Source organism: Tritonibacter aquimaris (assembly GCF_009617595.1).
GTDB lineage: Bacteria > Pseudomonadota > Alphaproteobacteria > Rhodobacterales > Rhodobacteraceae > Epibacterium > Epibacterium aquimaris.
Genome location: NZ_WIXK01000001.1, coordinates 158,703 through 176,940, shown reverse-complemented (window position 1 = coordinate 176,940; position 18,238 = coordinate 158,703). Strand labels below are relative to the sequence as shown.

At 56.4% G+C, this 18,238-nt stretch carries 16 protein-coding genes; 13 read left to right on the top strand and 3 right to left on the bottom strand.

What is annotated here, in order from left to right; genetic code table 11:
- Window positions 1-41: 41 nt before the first annotated feature.
- Window positions 42-812, bottom strand: coding sequence for a hypothetical protein (locus GG681_RS00810; protein ID WP_153544126.1), 771 nt, complete (start codon window positions 810-812; stop codon window positions 42-44).
- 276 nt (window positions 813-1,088) lie between these two features.
- Here GG681_RS00810 and infC point away from each other — a divergent pair, with 276 nt between their 5' ends.
- From infC to GG681_RS00775, 7 genes are all read left to right on the top strand, one after another.
- Window positions 1,089-1,646: a translation initiation factor IF-3 gene (gene infC / locus GG681_RS00805; protein ID WP_328593247.1), complete on the top strand. Its 558-nt coding sequence runs from the start codon at window positions 1,089-1,091 to the stop codon at window positions 1,644-1,646.
- Between the two features lie 166 nt (window positions 1,647-1,812).
- Window positions 1,813-2,445: a methyl-accepting chemotaxis protein gene (locus GG681_RS18055; RefSeq protein WP_153544124.1), complete on the top strand. Its 633-nt coding sequence runs from the start codon at window positions 1,813-1,815 to the stop codon at window positions 2,443-2,445.
- Window positions 2,446-2,652: 207 nt separating this feature from the next.
- Entirely contained in the window at window positions 2,653-3,684 is a 1,032-nt protein-coding gene (locus GG681_RS00795; protein WP_153544122.1) for a glycosyltransferase family 2 protein, read from the top strand.
- A complete protein-coding gene (locus tag GG681_RS00790; RefSeq protein ID WP_153544120.1) occupies window positions 3,681-4,304 on the top strand; it encodes a sulfotransferase in 624 nt (207 codons plus the stop codon). Before GG681_RS00795 ends, GG681_RS00790 begins: the two co-directional genes overlap by 4 nt.
- Window positions 4,304-6,580 carry a glycosyltransferase family 2 protein gene (locus GG681_RS00785; RefSeq protein WP_153544118.1) on the top strand — a complete coding sequence of 759 codons (2,277 nt, stop codon included), beginning with the start codon at window positions 4,304-4,306 and terminating at the stop codon, window positions 6,578-6,580. Before GG681_RS00790 ends, GG681_RS00785 begins: the two co-directional genes overlap by 1 nt.
- Window positions 6,581-6,583: 3 nt before the next feature.
- Entirely contained in the window at window positions 6,584-7,276 is a 693-nt protein-coding gene (locus GG681_RS00780) for an FkbM family methyltransferase (protein WP_235899687.1), read from the top strand.
- Window positions 7,277-7,279: 3 nt separating this feature from the next.
- The gene (locus GG681_RS00775) at window positions 7,280-8,344 is read left to right on the top strand and encodes a glycosyltransferase family 2 protein (RefSeq protein ID WP_153544116.1); all 1,065 of its coding nucleotides are present in this window, start codon (window positions 7,280-7,282) and stop codon (window positions 8,342-8,344) included.
- Between the two features lie 98 nt (window positions 8,345-8,442).
- On the opposite strand, the gene GG681_RS00770 is transcribed toward GG681_RS00775, so the two are convergent.
- Window positions 8,443-9,102, bottom strand: a complete 660-nt coding sequence (locus tag GG681_RS00770; protein ID WP_153544114.1) for a VPLPA-CTERM sorting domain-containing protein — start codon at window positions 9,100-9,102, stop codon at window positions 8,443-8,445.
- A gap of 595 nt (window positions 9,103-9,697) precedes the next feature.
- On the opposite strand from GG681_RS00770, the gene GG681_RS00765 reads away from it, so the two are divergent.
- Together GG681_RS00765 and pyrC are read left to right on the top strand one after the other, a co-directional pair.
- The gene (locus GG681_RS00765; RefSeq protein ID WP_153544112.1) at window positions 9,698-10,657 is read left to right on the top strand and encodes a phosphoadenosine phosphosulfate reductase; all 960 of its coding nucleotides are present in this window, start codon (window positions 9,698-9,700) and stop codon (window positions 10,655-10,657) included.
- A gap of 66 nt (window positions 10,658-10,723) precedes the next feature.
- Complete coding sequence (gene pyrC, locus GG681_RS00760; protein WP_153544109.1) at window positions 10,724-11,764, top strand: dihydroorotase; 1,041 nt, start codon at window positions 10,724-10,726, stop codon at window positions 11,762-11,764.
- Window positions 11,765-12,009: 245 nt separating this feature from the next.
- Here the strand turns inward: pyrC and GG681_RS00755 are convergent, their stop codons facing one another.
- A complete protein-coding gene (locus GG681_RS00755) occupies window positions 12,010-12,984 on the bottom strand; it encodes a putative phage abortive infection protein (protein WP_153544107.1) in 975 nt (324 codons plus the stop codon).
- A gap of 131 nt (window positions 12,985-13,115) precedes the next feature.
- Between GG681_RS00755 and GG681_RS00750 the strand changes: the two genes are divergently transcribed.
- The 4 genes from GG681_RS00750 (at window position 13,116) to GG681_RS00735 (ending at window position 18,126) form a co-directional block, all read left to right on the top strand.
- On the top strand, window positions 13,116-13,793 hold the full coding sequence (locus GG681_RS00750) for an orotate phosphoribosyltransferase (protein ID WP_153544105.1): 678 nt from the start codon (window positions 13,116-13,118) through the stop codon (window positions 13,791-13,793).
- 246 nt (window positions 13,794-14,039) lie between these two features.
- A complete protein-coding gene (locus tag GG681_RS00745) occupies window positions 14,040-15,608 on the top strand; it encodes a tetratricopeptide repeat protein (RefSeq protein ID WP_153544103.1) in 1,569 nt (522 codons plus the stop codon).
- Window positions 15,609-15,831: 223 nt separating this feature from the next.
- Window positions 15,832-16,041 (top strand): hypothetical protein, encoded by a 210-nt coding sequence (locus GG681_RS00740; RefSeq protein WP_153544101.1) that lies wholly within the window; start codon window positions 15,832-15,834, stop codon window positions 16,039-16,041.
- 582 nt (window positions 16,042-16,623) lie between these two features.
- Complete coding sequence (locus GG681_RS00735) at window positions 16,624-18,126, top strand: replicative DNA helicase (RefSeq protein WP_153544099.1); 1,503 nt, start codon at window positions 16,624-16,626, stop codon at window positions 18,124-18,126.
- Window positions 18,127-18,238: the final 112 nt, after the last annotated feature.

The following is an 18,238-nucleotide window of genomic DNA, read 5'->3' as shown; positions in this document are numbered from 1 at the left end:
GTTTTTGGGGGCCGTTCTCAGATCACTGACCCGATCTCAACTCAGAGACCCAGCGCCGCCTTCACTTGATCAAGCGCTGCGCTCAAAAGCTCTGGATTGTCCTTGGCGCTGCTTACAGCACTGGTCAGCGCGGTCTTTTGCAGCGCACCAAGGTCAGAACCGTTGATCATTTCGACCACTTGGTCGAAATTGAACCCTTCAGGCGACAACAGCGACAGTGCTGAATTCAGACCACCCTGCGCCGCGTCTGTCGCAGCTTCGGTTGTGCCGGTCACCGCTTCGACCGAAGAGGTTACCGCATCGCTTGCTGCCTCCACACCGTTCTGCACCGCGTCTGCTGCACCCTCGGTCACAGCTTCAACACCGTTTTGAACTGCATCCGCTGCACCTTCGGTCACGGCCTCTACGCCGCCCTGAACCGCATCAGCCGCACCTTCAGTGACCGCCTCAACGCTGCCCTGAACCGCATCCGCGGCCCCATCAACAACAGCTGCGGCACCTTCGGTTGCCTGCTCAACCACATTCTGGGTCGCATCTTCCACCGCCTCGGCGGCGTTTTCCACAGCTGTTTCAACGCCTTCCTGAACGCTCTCAACCGCGTCTGATGCCGCTTCTACTGCGCTCTCAGCTGCGTCTTCAACGCTCTCTTGCGCGCTCTCGACCGCTTCTTCAACAGCTGTAGTATCTGTTGTGGTTTCAGCAGGCGCTTCGGCCTGTGGCGCAACAGAGGTTTCTTTTTCCTGGGACTGATACCAAAGCACGCCCGCGACCGCGGCGATGGCCGCAGCCAGCACAAGTGTTACAGGTTTCATCGTGACTTCCTTTCGTTAACCCATCCGAGTACCGGATATGGCGCTTAATTGAGCGTTGTTGGCCCAGCTCTCAAGGGGGAAATCTGGCGCAAATATGGCATCGGCCACCCATTGCCGCCATGGTTGAAAACCTCAGCGATCTTACGCCGACGAAGAATAGCGATTGCACTGTAAACATGGGTTGAAAACAAGCCAAAGGCCAGTCATACCGCATTTAACTTGAATCACGTGCCTTCAGACGATAGCGTTCAGGCACTTTTTTGAAATGACAGAAGGATTGACGTCATAGCCCGCAGACCGCACAATGCGCCGCCCCAAAGAGAAACCGGCCCACGCGTAAACGAACGCATCCGCGCCCCGGAAATTCGCCTGATTGGCGCCGAAGGGGAAAACGTCGGGGTTGTCCACCCAGCAAAAGCGATGCAGATGGCTGCTGATGCAGGCCTTGATCTGGTAGAGATTTCTCCCAACGCCACCCCACCGGTGTGCAAGATCATGGATTTCGGCAAGTTCAAATATGAACAGCAAAAACGCGAAAGCGAAGCGCGCAAAAAGCAAAAGACCATCGAAGTCAAAGAAGTGAAGTTCCGCCCCAACACGGACACACATGACTACGAAGTCAAAATGCGCAATGTTTTCAAATTCCTGGAAAAGGGTGACAAGGTAAAAGTCACTCTGCGTTTCCGTGGTCGCGAAATGGCGCACCAGAATCTGGGTCGTGAATTGCTGCTGCGCGTCGCCGAAGACACCAAGGAAATCGGCAAGGTTGAAAACATGCCGAAGATGGAAGGCCGCCAGATGATCATGATGATCGGCCCCATTCCAGCCAAGTAAGGCCCACCAAATAGAGCATCACGATCCGTCGAATTGCTTTATTTGATAACGTTACAAAAAACCTCCTCATTTTGGGGAGGTTTTTTGCTTTTTGCTTACGTCGGTTACGAAGCTGGTAACCATTCTCACCTAGACAGGATCTAAATTCCAGACGGGTGGACCAAAAATGCAAAATCTAATTGAGCTTCAAAACACAGCTTTTACCGCAATTGGTCCCAGCCGCATCGCCGCGCTGTCACTGATGGCGCTGTTGTCTGACACTTCAAATTCCGAAAACGCCCAGAAAACGTTTCAGCTCTCCGCCACACGGCTGGAGAACGCCCATACCATGCTTGGCACCCGCCTGCCTGAACTCTTGAAAAAACTGGAGCACAGCTTTCCCCGCATCCTCGAAGAGCAGCGCCTTGCCTGCATCGAAGTGTTGGAGCCGCTTCTCAAGATCATCAAAGCTGCAAACGGCGATGTCACTTCCCTGCCCAGCCCCAACCCTGAGTTCGCCAACCATTGCCTCTATGTGCTGGAGCCCAAGCTGACCGATTTCCTCACCGCGATGACCCAGAACCTTTTGGACACGCAAAAGACACGTAATCTGGATCGTGAAAAAGAAATGCTGGAAGCCATTTCAGACGCAGAATCCGTAGGCCGCAACATCCAGCTAATTGCCTTCAACGCCTCAATCGAAGCCGCGCGTATTGGCGATATGGGCAAAGGCTTTGCCGTGATCGCAACCGAAATTCGCGAACTCTCCGGTAAAACCCAGGTGCTGCTTGATGATATTGCGGGCTTCCTGCGCCACTGATGGGGACGCAGGTGCCGATTAAGCGCCTGCAACACAATTGCGCCCGTTCAAGGTCCTGATTTACGCCTAATTGACCTTTATCCACGCGTAATGGCATCAGTGCCAGAAGGCGAGCCTCAGGCTGCAGCAGGCCAAACACCTGCACATTGCACCTAGGGGCATCCCCAGAACCGGGGAACAGGTTTGTGATTTCGTTAAGGGTGCCGGATGCGCATCACGGCTGTGACATGTGTAAAAAATGAAGGCCCGTTCCTATTGGAATGGATCGCTTATCATCGTCTGATTGGTGTCACCGATTTCCTGTTTTACTCTAATGACTGCAGCGATGGCACCGATCACCTGCTGAACGCGCTGGCGCAGCGCGGCGGTGTCACCCATCTCCCCAACCCGGCTGAGGGGCGCAACTACCAGATGGAAGCGCTGAAAGCCGCCCGCCAGCAGGCGGTTGTGCGCGACGCAGACTGGGTGCTGATCACCGATGTGGATGAGTTTCTCAATATCCACGTGGGCAACCATCGCATCCCAGATCTGATCCAGGCCTGCGACACCCCACATGCGATTTCGCTCAGCTTTCAGTTCTTTGCCAATGCAGGTGTTGAAACCTATGTGGATCAGCCGGTGATTTCCCAGTTCAGCCACAGCCATAACCCTGACATCTGGTGCGCTGAAACCGCGATTGAGGTCAAAACCCTGATCCACCGCGATTTCCCTCTGCGCTATTACGGTGCCCATCGCCCGTTTCTGCGCAAAGATCTATCTGCTGATCAGCTGCCCGACTGGCGTGATGGCTCGGGCCGCCGGGTGCCGCATAAATTTCTCACCGCCGCAAACAGCCGCCGCATCCGCAAATTCCCCGCCCGCGGCGCGCGCGAATTTGCCACGCTGAACCACTATGCGCTGCGTTCGCTCGACAGCTATCTGGTGAAAAACGACCGTGGTGACGTCAACCGCGAAAACCGCCAGTTTGATGACAGCTACTGGCGCGAACGCAATGATACCGCCTTTGAAGACCGCTCCATTCAGCACCACCTGCCCGCCCTGACAGCGGCGCTGGATGTGCTGAAATCTGACCCCGAAATTGGCGCGCTCCATACAGCCTGTGTCGACGCCCATCGCGACAGATGCAGCGCGCTGATGCAGCACGCTGAATTTCAGGCCATGCGCCTGCAACTGCAGAATACGCCCCCGCTAACCGCAGCTGAGGCCGCGCTGATTGCTGAACTGGATCTCGCCCCATGACCTTAGAAGTCGTAAACCTCGGCCTGCCCAAATCCGGCACCACAACGCTTGCCCGTGCCTTGCAGGAAGCGGGCTACAAGGTGGCCGATCACAGGCTAAAAGACAAAGAAGAAGACCGCCCCGGAAAACGGCGCATTTTTGTTGCCAACCTGCTCTATCGTGGGCTCTATGAACACGATGATCCAATGGCACTTTTACAAGATTATTCAGCCATTTCCGAGATGAGCTTCATCCACGGAAACCATTCGGTCTGGCCCCAATGCGATTTCATGCTGCTACGCGCATTAAAAGCGCGCTACCCGGCGCTGAAATTCATCGCCACCCGACGCGACGCCGCCGCCCACAGCGCCTCTATCATGCGCTGGAACAACCTTGGCACCACCCGGCTGCCCAACAACCCGGTGCCCGGCCTGCCGGTGGGCTATGGCAAAACCACGGGTGAACAAATCCGCTGGATCAACAGCCACCACGATGCGCTGCGCCATTGGTTCCGCGATGATCCCGATTTCCTCGAAATTGATGTCGCTGATGATGACGCCCAAAGCCGGGTTGCAACCTTCCTCGGGCGGGATCTGCCGTGGTGGGGCAAGGCCAATGTCAACCGCAAGGCCCAGGCCTGATGCGTCTGTATCTCCATATCGGGCTCAGCGGCAGCGACCGGCTGCAAAGCGCTTTAGTATCCAAGCGCAAATCGCTGATTAAAAAAGGCATTTTATTCCCGGACACCCCCGGAAAACGCAATCACACCCGGTTGTTTCTAGCGGCCACAGATCCGGATCACATCGACAGCCTGCGGTTCAATCGCGGCTTTGCCAGCGCCAATCGACAGGCCGCGCTGCGTGCCAAACTGGTTGCAGATCTCAGCCGCGAAATTGACAGCCATCAGCCAGATACACTGATCCTCTCGGCCCATCAGCTTGGCCAGCAGCTATCACGCCCGTCAGAATTGCAGCGGTTGAAAGAGCTGCTCACGCCCTTTTCCAAAGACATTCAGATTGTCGCCCATATTGAAGATCAGGCCAGCGCATTGGCTGCGCACTATGAGGCTCAGATCATGGAAGGCCGCGCCGTTCCCTTGTCGCGCGAACTGGGTCTGCTCAGTGCGGACAACTGGTGGAGCGCCTGCCAATTTCACGACGCAAACCCCAAACAGGGCCATTTTGAGGACGTGCAAGGCGCGCCATTCTGGCTGGACTACCGCGCGCTGCAATCCCATTGGGAAGCCGCCTTTGGTGCGGGCACGCTGCGTTTTCGCAGCTATGATGCCGCGCTGTTTGACAGTGCCGAGATCACCGAAGAACTGCGCGCAAGCTTTGACATCAAGGATCGCATTGGCAAGGTTGAACCCGCAACTGCCGCGCCGCGCCCTTCGGCGGCCGGGCTCAGCCGTGCGCGCCTGTACAACGCGGCTTTGTTGAAACTGATGCAGCGGCGCGGCTGGATGATCCCCCGCCGTCTTTGGCGCAACCTGCTAGAAGATCTGCAAATTCCGGGCAGCCCCATTGCGCCCGTCGCCGCCGTCAGCGCGCGCTTTGCCGCCGACAATAAAACCCTCTGCGCCATGCACCCGGATCTGCACCTGCCCAGCAAGGATGCGCAAGACTGGCACGAGGCGGAGCCGGAAAACGGCTTTCGCGCCAGTCAATATCTGCTGGCCCATATGCCCCGCATCGCGGCCGCCACCCAGCAGACCGCCCCAGCCGACACCCGCGAAACGCTACTGGAAGGGCTGTCAGAATACGCGCGCCACAATCTGCCACCACAGGCAATTGAAAACTACGTGGCGCTGCAACGCTCTGCTCTGCGCCCCCACAATCGCATCGGCCGCAAAGACACGGGCTATGACAGCGCACCCTTCGCAACCGCAAAACCCGCAACGTGCGCAGTGATTGTGGGCTGCATGAAAAACGAAGCCCCCTATATTCTCGAATGGGTCGCCTATCACCGCGCCATCGGGGTTGAGCACTTCCTGATCTACACCAATGGCTGCGACGACGGCACCGATGCGATCCTCAACCGCCTGCAGCAGATGGGCATTGTTGAACACCGCAACAATGACAATTGGCGCGGCAACTCTCCGCAGCAGTTTGCGCTCAATCAGGCGCTCAAGGAACCGGTGCTGCAAAACGCCGAATGGGTCATCCATATCGACGTGGATGAATTCATCAACGTGCGTTGCGGCAATGGCACCTTGCAGGATTTGTTTGACCACGTGCCAGATGCCAGCAATATCGCCATGACCTGGCGGCTGTTTGGCAACAATGGTGTCGATCAACTGTCAGATCGTTTTGTGATTGATGAATTTGACCACTGCGCCCCCAAATTCTGCCCCAAGCCCCATACCGTCTGGGGGTTTAAGAGCATGGTCAAAAACATTGGTGCCTATGGGAAATTTAGCTGCCACCGCCCCAATAAACTGGTGGAAGAGAAACGCGAAGCGGTCAAATGGGTCAATGGCTCTGGTCAGGACATGACCAAAGAAACCACCGACAAAGGCTGGCGTTCATCGCGCAAATCCATCGGCTATGATCTGGTGCAGCTCAACCATTATGCGCTGCGCTCCGCCGAAAGCTATCTGATCAAACGCCAGCGCGGCCGCGCGCTGCATGTGGATCGCTCCATCGGCTTGAACTACTGGATCCGCATGGATTGGTGCGATCATTTTGACCCCACCATCAAACGCAATCTGCCGCGCCTGCGGGCCGAATTTGACCAGCTGCTACAAGATGACACCCTGCGCCAGCTACACGAACAGGGCTGTGCCTGGCACCGCGCCAAAGCCAAAGAACTGAAGGCAGAGCCCGAGTTCGCCGACCTTTACGAACAGGCCCGCCAGATCAAACTGAACAGCAGCGAACGGGTGGCCTACGCGCTTGCCCTTGATACCGAAAGCTGAGCCATGACAGAGCAAAAAAGCACCACCAAAAACCTGTCCTGCCGCGACATGCATTTTCCGCTTGATCGGGCGATCATCCCCCCGCGCATCCGCGCCCTGTTGCGGTCGGGCGACTATGAAGCCAAAGAAGCCAACGCCGTTGAAAAACTGGTCAAACGTGGCGATGTGGTGATGGAGCTGGGCGGCGGTATCGGCTTTATGTCGACCCTCGTGGCCACCAAAACCCGCGCCAAATCGGTGCACGCCTTTGAAGCAAACCCCAGCCTGATCCCCTATATCAAACAGGTGCATGCGCTGAATGGTGCCAAAAAAGCCCAGGTCACCCACGCGCTGTTGGGGCCCACGGCCGGTGAGGCCACGTTTTACGTGCGCAAAAACTTCCTCGCCTCATCGCTTACTCCGATGGAAGATGACGATGACACCACCCATGTCGTGCAGGTGCCGCAGCTGGATGTGAATGCCACCATCGCCGACCTCAAACCCACGGTGCTGATCTGCGATATTGAAGGTGCCGAAACCCATCTGATCCCGCAGATGGATCTCTCAGGCTTTCGCGCTGTGGTGATGGAAACCCACCCGCAATGGATCGGCAAAGCGGGCATTCAAACCATCATCCGCCATCTCGATGCCGCTGGTCTGGTCTTTTATCCGCGCTGGTCTCATGGCAAGGTGATGGTGTTTCGCTCAGATTGGTGACAGATGCGCTTTTTGGCTATTTTGACAGTCCGCAACGAAGGCGCTTTCCTCTTGGAATGGCTGGCGCATCACCGTTCTGTTGGCTTTACGGATTTTCTGGTCTTTTCCAATGACTGTCAGGATGGCAGCGATGCCATGCTCGACCAGTTGCAGGATGCGGGGCTTTTGACCCACATCCGCAACGATGGCCCCTATGACAAGTCAGGCATCCAGTTCACCGCGCTGAAACAGGCCGATAAACACCGGCTGATGAAAAAGGCCGACTGGGTTCTGCCGCTTGATATTGATGAGTTTGTCAACATCAAGACCGGCGACGGCCATCTCAATGATCTGCTGAAGGCCCTGCCCGAGGCCGATGCCATCACCCTCACCTGGCGGCTGTTTGGCAATAGCGATCAGGTGCGCTACAGCCCGGCTCCGATCAGCGATACCTTCACCCGTTGCGCGCCTGAAATCATGAACTGGCCCTGGCGCGCCTCGATGTTCAAAACGCTTTATCGCAACAATGGCACCTACCGCAAATGTGGCGTCCACCGCCCCCGCAGCGTCAAGGACGAAGAACAGCTGCAAGGCTACCGCTGGTTTGATTGCGAAGGCCGTGAGCTCGGCCGCCAGTTCAAAACCAAACGGCTGTTTTCCAACTTCGGCCAGCCCAACTATGCCCTGGCCCAGCTCAACCATTATGCCCTTGGCGCAATGGAAAGCTTTGTGCTCAAAGCCGCCCGCGGCCGCGCCGTCCATTCAGAGGATCGCCTAGGTGTCGATTACTGGGTTGAGCGCAATTTCAATCTGGAAACAGATACAACAATTGCGCGCTATGCCCCGATGCGCGACGCGCTGATGGAGGAAATGCTTGATGATAAAAAGCTCAAACGCCTGCATGACACTGCTGTAGAGTGGCGCAGATCCCAGTTCCGCACCCTGATGCTGGATGAACCCTACCGCGCGCTGTTTGCCCGCCTGATGATGACGCCCCCCTCGCGCGCCATCAACGCCACCACCGCCCGCACGCTCTCGGGCTTCGCCTCGCTCGCGCGCAGGAATGCAGAGCAGCAGGAGAAGGGGTGAGAAATCATGCAAGTGCCGCTTTGTTTCCAAAGCTAGAAATGACCTTTACAGCGCACCCAATGAGGGTGCGCCACCTAAAAGGGTCGTAGAGTAAAGGCTCAGCTTCTGCGGCGACGTAGCACCAAACCCAGTCCACCAAGTCCGGATAGAAGCAGAGGAAGGCCCGCTGGCAAGGGAACCGGTGAAGGGGAAACTCCACCAAAGGTGACGTTGTCTACGCTGAACCCATCATTTAGTCCTGCAAAATTGAACGAAACAGTGTCAAACAGCGTATCTGATGTAAATCCAAAGAACCTGATCACATTGCCAGTCGTTGCATCCGGAAAAAGCGTTTGATCAAGAAACGAGACCGATGTGCGCAATACGTTGTCATTGAGAGCACCGAAATCGGCACCGAAAGAAAAGACGGGTGCAGCAAAAGAAATTGAAAAGGCATCGTCTGCGCTATCCAATAACACATTTGCTAAAGCTGATCCATCAACGCTAATTTCGGCGAACTGAAAGGGAGGTTGATCGATCGCGTTCCGCTCACCCGACAGCGGCGATCCTAATGTCTGTAAAGTCAGATCACCAACGGTCAGCGGCGTACCAGCAAAGCTAGGTTGTCCAACCACGCCGTTAAAATCCTCAGTCAAAACTCCGCCAGCAAATGCTTCAAAACTCGCCCGATCGGTAAAGGTCGACACCACCGCGGCAGAGGTTAATGTAGGAGTGGACATAGCAACCAAAACAGCTACGCTTAAAATACGTTTCATCATCTTTTTTTCCTAATTAATTGAAAATATGCTTTAACCAGCAGGTCATATATTATGCTTTAACCAGCAGGTCATATATTATGCTTTAACCAGCAGGTCATATATATAATCTAGTCAATTAAGACCTATAGCAACCACCCAAGCAGTGTACGATTGTAAACTTCTTGGCATCCAAAAGTTACATGAAAAACAATTGAATAGAGACAAGCAGCTCTTGTTTCCCATCGTAAGCAAGCGTCGAAAAGCCGCAAGTATAACCGCCTGCCTATGCGCACAATCAGCGGCAGTATCGAACACACCGCGCGCGTCGACTGAGAACCGCAGTCAGTATCGATAAGTCTGCCACGTTTACGATCACCGTTTCCCCTTTCAAGATCGGCTGCTAGCGCCTCCTTCCGATGTCTCCTTTTATCTTGCTGATGCAAAATAGGTTGAGCAAACGCTGGAAAGGAATGAAAGTTTCGCATCATAGAACTCCCCTCCCCACCGCGCCGACAAATCTGCCTGAGTTCACCTAAATTTAGCCGTATTCTGCCGTTAACCCTCGTGGTAACCAAAAGTCGGACACAGGTATTTCGGCAGATTGAGGACGACAGACATGCAGGAAGTCATCGACGCGCTCGACGAAGATCTCTCGGGGATGAAACCACGCGAATGGAAAGCGCGCATGGGACAAATCGCCGAGGAAAACGGCCTGTTTCAGGATCTGGGGGAGCGCCACTTCGCCACTTTCATCGATCAGGGCAACACGCTGATCGTGACCTTTGAAACCCTGCAAGGCATTCACAACCTCTCGGACCAGGCGCAACCGCTGGGCTTTGATCTGGTGCGCAATCTGGGCTGGTCGCACCTGTGTCTAGTGTCTGATGGCGATACATGGTTTCGCGATGAACAGATCTACGCCTTCTTTGATCAGCTGATCGATGATGGCTTCTTTGAAGAATTTGAAAACGTGGTGTTTTACGGCGCGGGCCCCTGTGGCTATGCGGCGGCGGCCTTTTCGGTCGCGGCCCCCGGTGCCACCGTGCTGGCGATCCAGCCGCAGGCAACGCTGGATGCCCGCCTCACCGAATGGGATGACCGCTTTACCGAAATGCGGCGCACCTCATTTACCGATCGCTACGGCTATGCGCCCGATATGATCGACGCCTCTGACCACACTTATGTCATCTATGATCCCTATGAACGCCTTGACGCGATGCATGCCGCCCTCTTTGCGCGTTCAAACGTCACCCGGCTGCGCATGCCCTTCATGGGCTCGGCGGTGCAGACCCGCCTGATCGAGATGGAGATCCTCTACCCGATCCTGTCGCAGGTTGGGGCCGGCAAGCTCAGCGAACAGTCCTTCTTCAAATTGGCCCGCGCCCGGCGCAACAATGGCGGCTACCTCAAAGGGGTGATGGCCCATCTCGATAGCCAGGACCGCCCCTATATGGTGGCGCTGTTGTGCCGCAATGTGACCCAGCGCCTGCGCGCCCCGCGCTTCCGACGCCGCCTGCAGGGGCTGAAAAAACGCGCCGAGGCCGGTGAATTCAAATGGCCCTCTGAGGCGAGCTAAACAGTTTTTAAGCCCCGCAACAGCGCCGCTCTTTTCCTTTTTCGGGCGCTGTGCTAACGCGGGGATATGACCCAAAAGCTGACAATCACCCGCCCAGACGATTGGCATTTGCACCTGCGCGATGGCGCCATGCTTCAGGCTGTCCTGCCCGAGACCGCCCGCGATTTTGGCCGTGCAATCATCATGCCCAATCTGATCCCGCCAGTTGTGACCCATGCAGATGCGCGCGCCTACCACAGCCGCATCATGGCAGCCCTGCCAAACGACATGTCGTTTGAACCGCTGATGGTGCTCTATCTGACCGAAGATACCGATCCCAACGATGTGGCCGCCGCCCATGCCAGCGGGCTGGTCAAATCGGTCAAACTCTACCCCGCCGGGGCCACCACCAATTCATCATCCGGGGTGACAAACTTTGACAAAGTGCGCCCGGTGTTGGAAAAAATGGCCGAAATCGGCATGCCGCTTTGTGTGCACGGCGAAGTAACCAACCACGAGGTTGATATTTTTGACCGCGAGGCCGTGTTCATCGACCGGGTTCTGGACCCGATCCGCCGCGCCACCCCCGGTCTGCGTGTGGTGATGGAACATATCACCACCAAAGACGGTGTGGACTACGTCAAGGCCAATGACACCGATCTTGGCGCGACCATCACCACCCACCACCTGATCATCAACCGAAACCACATTCTGGTTGGCGGCATCAAACCCCATTACTACTGCCTGCCCGTCGCCAAACGCGAAGAGCACCGCCTGGCGCTGCGCGCGGCTGCCACCTCGGGTGATGCACGTTTCTTCCTCGGCACCGACAGCGCGCCGCATGTGGACCCGGCCAAAGAAAGCGGCTGCGGCTGCGCGGGCTGTTTCACCGCCACCAACACCATGGCGCTGCTGGCGCATGTGTTCGAAGAAGAAGGCGCGCTTGACAAGCTCGAAGGCTTTGCCTCCCAAAACGGCCCCGCCTTCTACCGCCTGCCACAAAACGAAGCCACGCTGACCCTGGTCAAACAGGACACACCGGTCGCGTTCCCGGCAAAGATCCACAGCGAAGACGGCCCGGTCACCGTATTTGACCCCGGCTTCCCTGTGTTCTGGAACGTCGAATAAAACAACAAGACCGCCTGACTCAGATCAGGCGGTTTTTTCTTGCCGTGCAGGGCTTCCCCCACCGCACCTCTCTCTCCTGCTGCATCAACATCGACGGCAGCGCCCATCACGGCCCACACGCCCCTGCAGCCGTTTGCGACACCACGCGCCACCGCCTTTCGTGATGCGCCCTAGCCCCTCACCTTTTTAAAAATACTCCCGCCGGAGGCTCCCCCGCGTGCAACACGCTTAACCGCCCGCAAGGCTCACGCCACCTCAGCCTCCTGCGCGTCCAACCTACGGATTTCGTCGCAGATCTCGCGAATATCCATCTCATTGAGCTGTTGTGGCAGATGTTTCAAAAGGTCATAGCGCTCCACAAACACCTGCAGCTTTGCACCTTCTTTGCGCGCGCAATTCAAAGCAATCAATTGCAACTCGCTGTCCGAGAGCTGTGCCCGAACAATGTTTGTATAGACTTTCTTGCCTTGAATCCCAGAACGATCAACAAGTTTCAATACGTTGTAAAGCAACCGAAAATAGCTATTGAGATCGTCAGAATGCTTGGAAAACCCTCCCATTACCGAAGAGACCATATTTCGCCTTTCCTCCAATGGGTCTGGATTTGAAAAATTCTCGACACCCAGGGCCACGAAACCGAACCCAGAATAAATCAACTCCTCTTTTATCTTTTCTAGCTGGTCTCTCCCGCGTTTTGGTTCCCTTTCCTTTGGAGAGTTGTTTTCAACAAGATCAGAAATGTAATTATTTAACACATTCAGCAGATTAAAAAACGTCTGTTCAAACATCTGCTGCTTCAGGCTCTGGTTCTGCAGCGCCATCTGCTCTTTCTGGCCCGCCAGCTCCCCGCGCGTTTCTTTCATCTCGTCCCGCTGCAGCTTCAAATCTTCCCGCTGCATCTCGATCTGCTTCTTTTGCTGCTGCAGAGTGATGATCAATCCGACAAAGGCCAGTCCAGTAAACAGCGACGTCAACGCGCCAAAGGAATCCCCTTTAGTTCCTGCGTCATCCGCAAACATCCAGTTCATGTAAATTGGGCTGACCAACCAAAACAGAACCACCGCAGCCGTCGCGAGAATCCCAAACCAGAAACGCTGCCACACGCCCTCCAACACCTGCTTGCACCGATCCTGCCTATCTTTCGTTACCAGCCCCGCAACCATCCGCCCAATCCGCGCCAGAAAACGCGTGACGCTCTCGAGAGTCTTGCCCGCTTTCATCCCAATCCCTCAAAACACTATTCCCCCGCACCCTATGCACCCTTTGCGTGTGCGCAACCCCTCTCGACATCGCCCGCGCAGATCGGGTATCAGCGGCCAAACTGCTGATGCCCGCCATAAAGGTTCTGCCCATGATCCCCACATCTTTCCCCTCCCGCGAAGAAATCGCCCGCCTCTCCGCTCGTATGCTGCTCGAAATCGGCGCGGTGAACTTCAACACAGATGAGCCCTACACCCTGGCCTCGGGCCTGCCGTCGCCCAGCTACATCGACTGCCGCAAGCTGATCTCATTTCCGCGCATCCGCTCAACCCTGATGGATTTCCTGACCATCACGGTGATGCGCAACGCAGGCTTTGAAGCCTTTGACAATATCGCCGGTGGCGAAACCGCGGGCATCCCCTTTGGCGCATTGGTGGCCGAACGTATGGCGCTGCCAATGACCTACGTGCGCAAAAAGCCCAAGGGCTACGGCCGCAACGCCCGCATCGAAGGGGTGATGACAGAGGAGCAGCGCGTGCTTCTGGTGGAAGACATGACCACCGATGGCGGCTCGAAACTATCGTTTGTGGATGCGATCCGCGACACCGGCGCGTCTTGCGGCCACACAGCGGTGATTTTCTACTATGACATCTTCCCCGAAACCACCAAACGCCTGGGTGACCACGGCGTCGAGCTGCATTACCTGTGCACCTGGTGGGATGTTCTGGCCGAAGCCAAGGCGCAAAAAGCTTTTGATGACAAAACCCTGGCCGAAGTTGAAAAATTCCTCAACGACCCGCGCGCCTGGCAGGAAGCCAACAAGAAATAACGCGCCCGCCAGATAGCAAATAAAGGGCTCCGCCAGATAGCGCGGCCATCAGACCAACACAAAAGCCCGGCGTAGTTCGCCGGGCTTTTCTTTTATGCGCAACGGCCACCCCTGCCCCAAATGACGGTCAGGAACAGGCTAAGATTGCTGGATCACTCCACATTCTCGCCTTAAACGCTTATTAAGAATTTATCATGTGAAGCAACCGCGCGGTGTTTTTGCGGCTGCTGTTTCAAAGGACTTCGAATGAACTACAAGCGTTATTTTGCCAGTTTAGCCCATGCCACGGTTACCCGTGCATCAGTGACCAGCGCGTCGCTGGCCCTTGCCCTGCTTGCCGCTCCCGGTTTTGCCCAGCAACAGTCAGATCGGTTCACCCAGCTCGACACGGGTTGCAGCGGCGGTGACATGGAAAGCTGTTTCAAGCTTGGTCATATGTATTACGAAGGCGATACGGTTTCGCCCGACAATGCCAAGGCGCTGGCGCTTTATACTCAGGCCTGTGACGCAGGCTATCAACGCAGCTGCGCCGATGCTGGCTATATGTTTGCCCGCGCCGAAGGCACCGATCTCAACTACATTCAGGGCGTGGCCTATCTGACTGTGGGCTGTGACGAAAACGTCGGCTGGGCCTGTAATGAGCTTGGCAATATCTTGCGCTACGGGCGCGAAAACACCCAATCCGATGGGACAAAACTGCCGCAGAAAAACTTTGCTGCGGATGCGCCCCGCGCCGCCGAAGTCTTTGGCAAGGCCTGCAGCACCGGGCATCTTTTTGGCTGCAACAGTTTTGCTGAAATGCTGCAGGACGGCCACGGGATCGCCAAGGATGACACCCGCGCAGCGCCGCATTTCGAAACCGCCTGCACCGGCCGCATTGCCTCGGCCTGCTCAAACCTTGCCTATATGCTGGCCTCAGGCAGAGGTGTGGAAAAAGACCAGCCCCGCGCCGCATTGCTGCATGCCTACGCCTGTGACCGCCAGCAATGGAGAAGCTGCCGCTCGCTCGGCAATATGTATGAATATGGCTATGGCACGCTGATGGACAAACAGCTGGGGTTGGCCAAATACCGCACCGCCTGCGAAGGCGGCTATGGCTATGATGCCACCGGCTGCACCTATGCAGGCATCTTCTATGAAAACGGCGACGTCGTTGCCCGCGATGCCTCTCTGGCGATGGAGTATTATCAGCGCGGCTGCGACGGTGGCCATGGGCATGGCTGCAGCCAGCTTGGCGCCTCTTATGCCAAGGGCGATATCACGGAAATCGACTATGAAAAGGCCCTTCACTATTCCAAACTGGGCTGCGACATGGGCGAAGATGCCGCCTGCTACAATCTGGGTCTGCAGTATGAACATGCCAATGGGGTGGAACATGATGCGGTCACAGCCGCAGCCTATTACCAGCAGGCCTGCGATATGAACCACACCTTTGCCTGCACCAATCTGGGCAATGCCAGACAACACGGCAGAGGCATCGCGCAGGACTTAAAACTGGCCCTCGCGCTTTATAGCCAAAGCTGCGAGGCGGGCGATGGCCTCGCCTGCAACAGCCTCGCCTGGCTCCACCGCGAAGGCAACGGCACCCCCCGCGACCGCAGCGCCGCGGTGCGCTATTTCGAAAAATCCTGTGAGCTCAACCACGCCTCAGGCTGTAACGCCATGGGGTTCCACCTGCGCGACGGCGACGGTGTGGCCAAAGACAAAGACCAGGCCATCGCCTATTTTGAGCGCGGCTGCGAGATGGGCAGCGCCCAAAGCTGCGAAGAACTCAAAGACAGCGGCCTCGGCCTCAAACTCCGCAAACGCAGGTAAATCCACCAATCGGCAGGCCGTCGCTTAGATGGCCTGCCAAGACCTGCAATCGGCACGATCAGAACTCCCTTCAAACCGTGCCCCCCGTAAAAACACCTGCAATGTGGCCCAATGCCGTTCTTTCCTGAACCAGCACACCCCAAATCGGTGCAAACGCTTTCCGCTTGGCCTCTTCGCCGCCTTGCCCCTAAGCTGAGGCCGTTTCCACAACAAGGGAATCCCCATGAATCACTCGGCCAATTCTTCCGGCGCAAACTACATTCTTGCCGCCCTGCTGCCCCGACTGGAACACATCAAACCCGGCCTGACCCAAGATCTGCTCGCAGGCATCCGCGCAGATAAGGCCGCGATAGAAAGCGCAGGCAAAATGACGCCGGACATCGAAGAGACATTTTGCGTAGCAGAACATATTCTCGCTGCCGCTAACCCTTAACCGTGGTTCTGTTGGGAAGCGGCGTCAAACAAGGCCATTTACGAGCTATTGGCCAATTCAAAACTACCTTAACTATTCTTGCAGCAGCCTTCGACCCGCCAACCTCAAAATGAATGCACGGGAGTACTTTTTTCCGCCATGAAACAGCACAAGGGGAGACGTCTGTTGAATGAAACATTCAGATGAGAGCCTGTCCTCGATAACAATACTGTTTATCATTCTAGGACCATTTATGTTTTGGGCTATCGGTTTTCTAATCTATCTCTTAGCCTCTCTATCAGGGTGTAAAATAACGGCGAGAGGACCTGAGACATGTATCGTTCTTAACACCGATATTGGCACATTCTTATATCCATTATTTGGTCTAGGGTTCTATCTCATATATGTTCTTTTATGGGTGCCAATCGGGATGGTGGTGGTCGGCCTGTTACGCTACCTGAGACGATCCTTGTCTGGATGAAGACAACCGCCATCTGCGCGCAGCTCCGCCCACCCCCAGCTTATCCCCAGACTTATCCAGATTGCGTCACGCACCCCGCTTGGGTTAAAACCTCAGCTCATAGGCAAGCGAGACAGCATAGAATGAACGAGATCAGATCCTTTGAGGGCGACGCGCCCCTGCCCGCCCCGATGGATGATTCTGGCACCTCCAATGAGCTGCCCCACTCGATCGAGGCGGAACAGCAGCTTCTCGGTGCGATCCTCACCAATAATGACGTCTATGACCGCATCGCGCTGACCATCAACGCGGGCCATTTCTATGACCCGGTGCATGCGCGCATCTTTGAAGTTGCCGCCGCCCGGATCTCCAAAAACGCGCTGGCGTCTCCGGTGACGCTCAAGGCCTTCATGGAAGATGACGCAGGGCTCAAAGAACTCGGCGGTGCGGCCTATCTGGTGAAACTGGCCGGGGCCTCGATTTCGTCTTTTGCGGTGCGTGATTACGCCCAGATGATCTATGATCTGGCGATCCGGCGCGAGCTTATCGCGCTTGGCAACTCCATCGCCGACAAGGCCCGCCGGGTTGATGTGGCCTCGGAACCCAAAGAACAGATCGTAGAAGCCGAACAGTCGCTTTATTCGCTCGCCGAACAGGGCCAGACCGAAAGCGGCTTTAAATCCTTCCTCAAGGCCGTCACCGAGGCGGTCAATGTCACCAACGAAGCCTACCAGCGCGGCGGCGGCATGGCGGGGATTTCCACCGGTCTTGCCGACCTTGATAAACAGCTCGGCGGCCTGCACCCGTCGGATTTGCTGATCCTTGCGGGACGTCCCTCGATGGGGAAAACCTCGCTTGCAACCAACATCGCCTTTAACGTCGCCAAAGCCTATAAACGCGGCACCAAAGCCGACGGATCCGAGGGCGCAACCGATGGCGGCGTGGTGGGCTTCTTCTCGCTCGAAATGTCCGCCGAACAGCTCGCCGGTCGTATCCTGGCTGAAGCGTCTGAAATCTCCAGCCACAAGATCCGCCAGGGTGACATGACCGAGGGTGAATTTCGCCGCTTTGTTCAGGCCGCCAAAGATCTCGAAAGCTGCCCGCTCTTTATTGATGACACCCCCGCGATCCCGATCTCACAGCTCGCCGCCCGCGCCCGCCGCCTGAAACGGACCCATGGGCTTGATCTGCTGGTGATCGACTACCTGCAGCTCTGCCGCGGCATGTCCGACAACCGGGTGAACGAGATCGCCGAGATCTCAATGGGTATGAAAGCCATCGCCAAAGAGCTCAACATCCCCGTCGTCGCCCTCTCCCAGCTGTCGCGCCAGGTGGAAAGCCGCGACGACAAACGCCCGCAGCTCTCGGACCTGCGTGAATCCGGCTCGATCGAGCAGGACGCCGATGTGGTGATGTTTGTGTTCCGCGAAGAATACTACAAGGAACGCGAAAAGCCCGGCGATCATGAGCTCGATAAAATGGAAGAATGGAAACAGGCGATGGAGCGCCTGCACGCCAAGGCCGAAGTGATTGTCGGCAAACAGCGTCACGGCCCCATCGGCACGGTAGAGCTGGCGTTTGAGGCCCAATTCACCCGCTTCGGCAACCTCGCCAAACCCTGGCAGCAGGGGCAGGAAGAGTATTAGGGGTCCGATCGCTCAGAAAGCAGGAGAAAAAGCGGCGGCCGCTGAAGGATCAGAGGCCGCCAGCTGGTGCAAACGGGTCGCGTAAGCCACAGAGGGCAAGATAACCCTCTGA

Coding starts and splice junctions, on each gene's coding strand:
- GG681_RS00735 (WP_153544099.1), top strand. CDS start 16,624: ATGAACGAGATCAGATCCTTTGAGGGCGACGCGCCCCTGCCCGCCCCG.
- GG681_RS00795 (WP_153544122.1), top strand. CDS start 2,653: ATGCGCATCACGGCTGTGACATGTGTAAAAAATGAAGGCCCGTTCCTA.
- GG681_RS00775 (WP_153544116.1), top strand. CDS start 7,280: ATGCGCTTTTTGGCTATTTTGACAGTCCGCAACGAAGGCGCTTTCCTC.
- GG681_RS00780 (WP_235899687.1), top strand. CDS start 6,584: ATGACAGAGCAAAAAAGCACCACCAAAAACCTGTCCTGCCGCGACATG.
- GG681_RS00740 (WP_153544101.1), top strand. CDS start 15,832: ATGAATCACTCGGCCAATTCTTCCGGCGCAAACTACATTCTTGCCGCC.
- GG681_RS00810 (WP_153544126.1), bottom strand. CDS start 812: ATGAAACCTGTAACACTTGTGCTGGCTGCGGCCATCGCCGCGGTCGCG.
- pyrC (WP_153544109.1), top strand. CDS start 10,724: ATGACCCAAAAGCTGACAATCACCCGCCCAGACGATTGGCATTTGCAC.
- GG681_RS00790 (WP_153544120.1), top strand. CDS start 3,681: ATGACCTTAGAAGTCGTAAACCTCGGCCTGCCCAAATCCGGCACCACA.
- GG681_RS00745 (WP_153544103.1), top strand. CDS start 14,040: ATGAACTACAAGCGTTATTTTGCCAGTTTAGCCCATGCCACGGTTACC.
- GG681_RS18055 (WP_153544124.1), top strand. CDS start 1,813: ATGCAAAATCTAATTGAGCTTCAAAACACAGCTTTTACCGCAATTGGT.
- GG681_RS00785 (WP_153544118.1), top strand. CDS start 4,304: ATGCGTCTGTATCTCCATATCGGGCTCAGCGGCAGCGACCGGCTGCAA.
- GG681_RS00750 (WP_153544105.1), top strand. CDS start 13,116: ATGATCCCCACATCTTTCCCCTCCCGCGAAGAAATCGCCCGCCTCTCC.
- GG681_RS00755 (WP_153544107.1), bottom strand. CDS start 12,984: ATGAAAGCGGGCAAGACTCTCGAGAGCGTCACGCGTTTTCTGGCGCGG.
- GG681_RS00765 (WP_153544112.1), top strand. CDS start 9,698: ATGCAGGAAGTCATCGACGCGCTCGACGAAGATCTCTCGGGGATGAAA.
- GG681_RS00770 (WP_153544114.1), bottom strand. CDS start 9,102: ATGATGAAACGTATTTTAAGCGTAGCTGTTTTGGTTGCTATGTCCACT.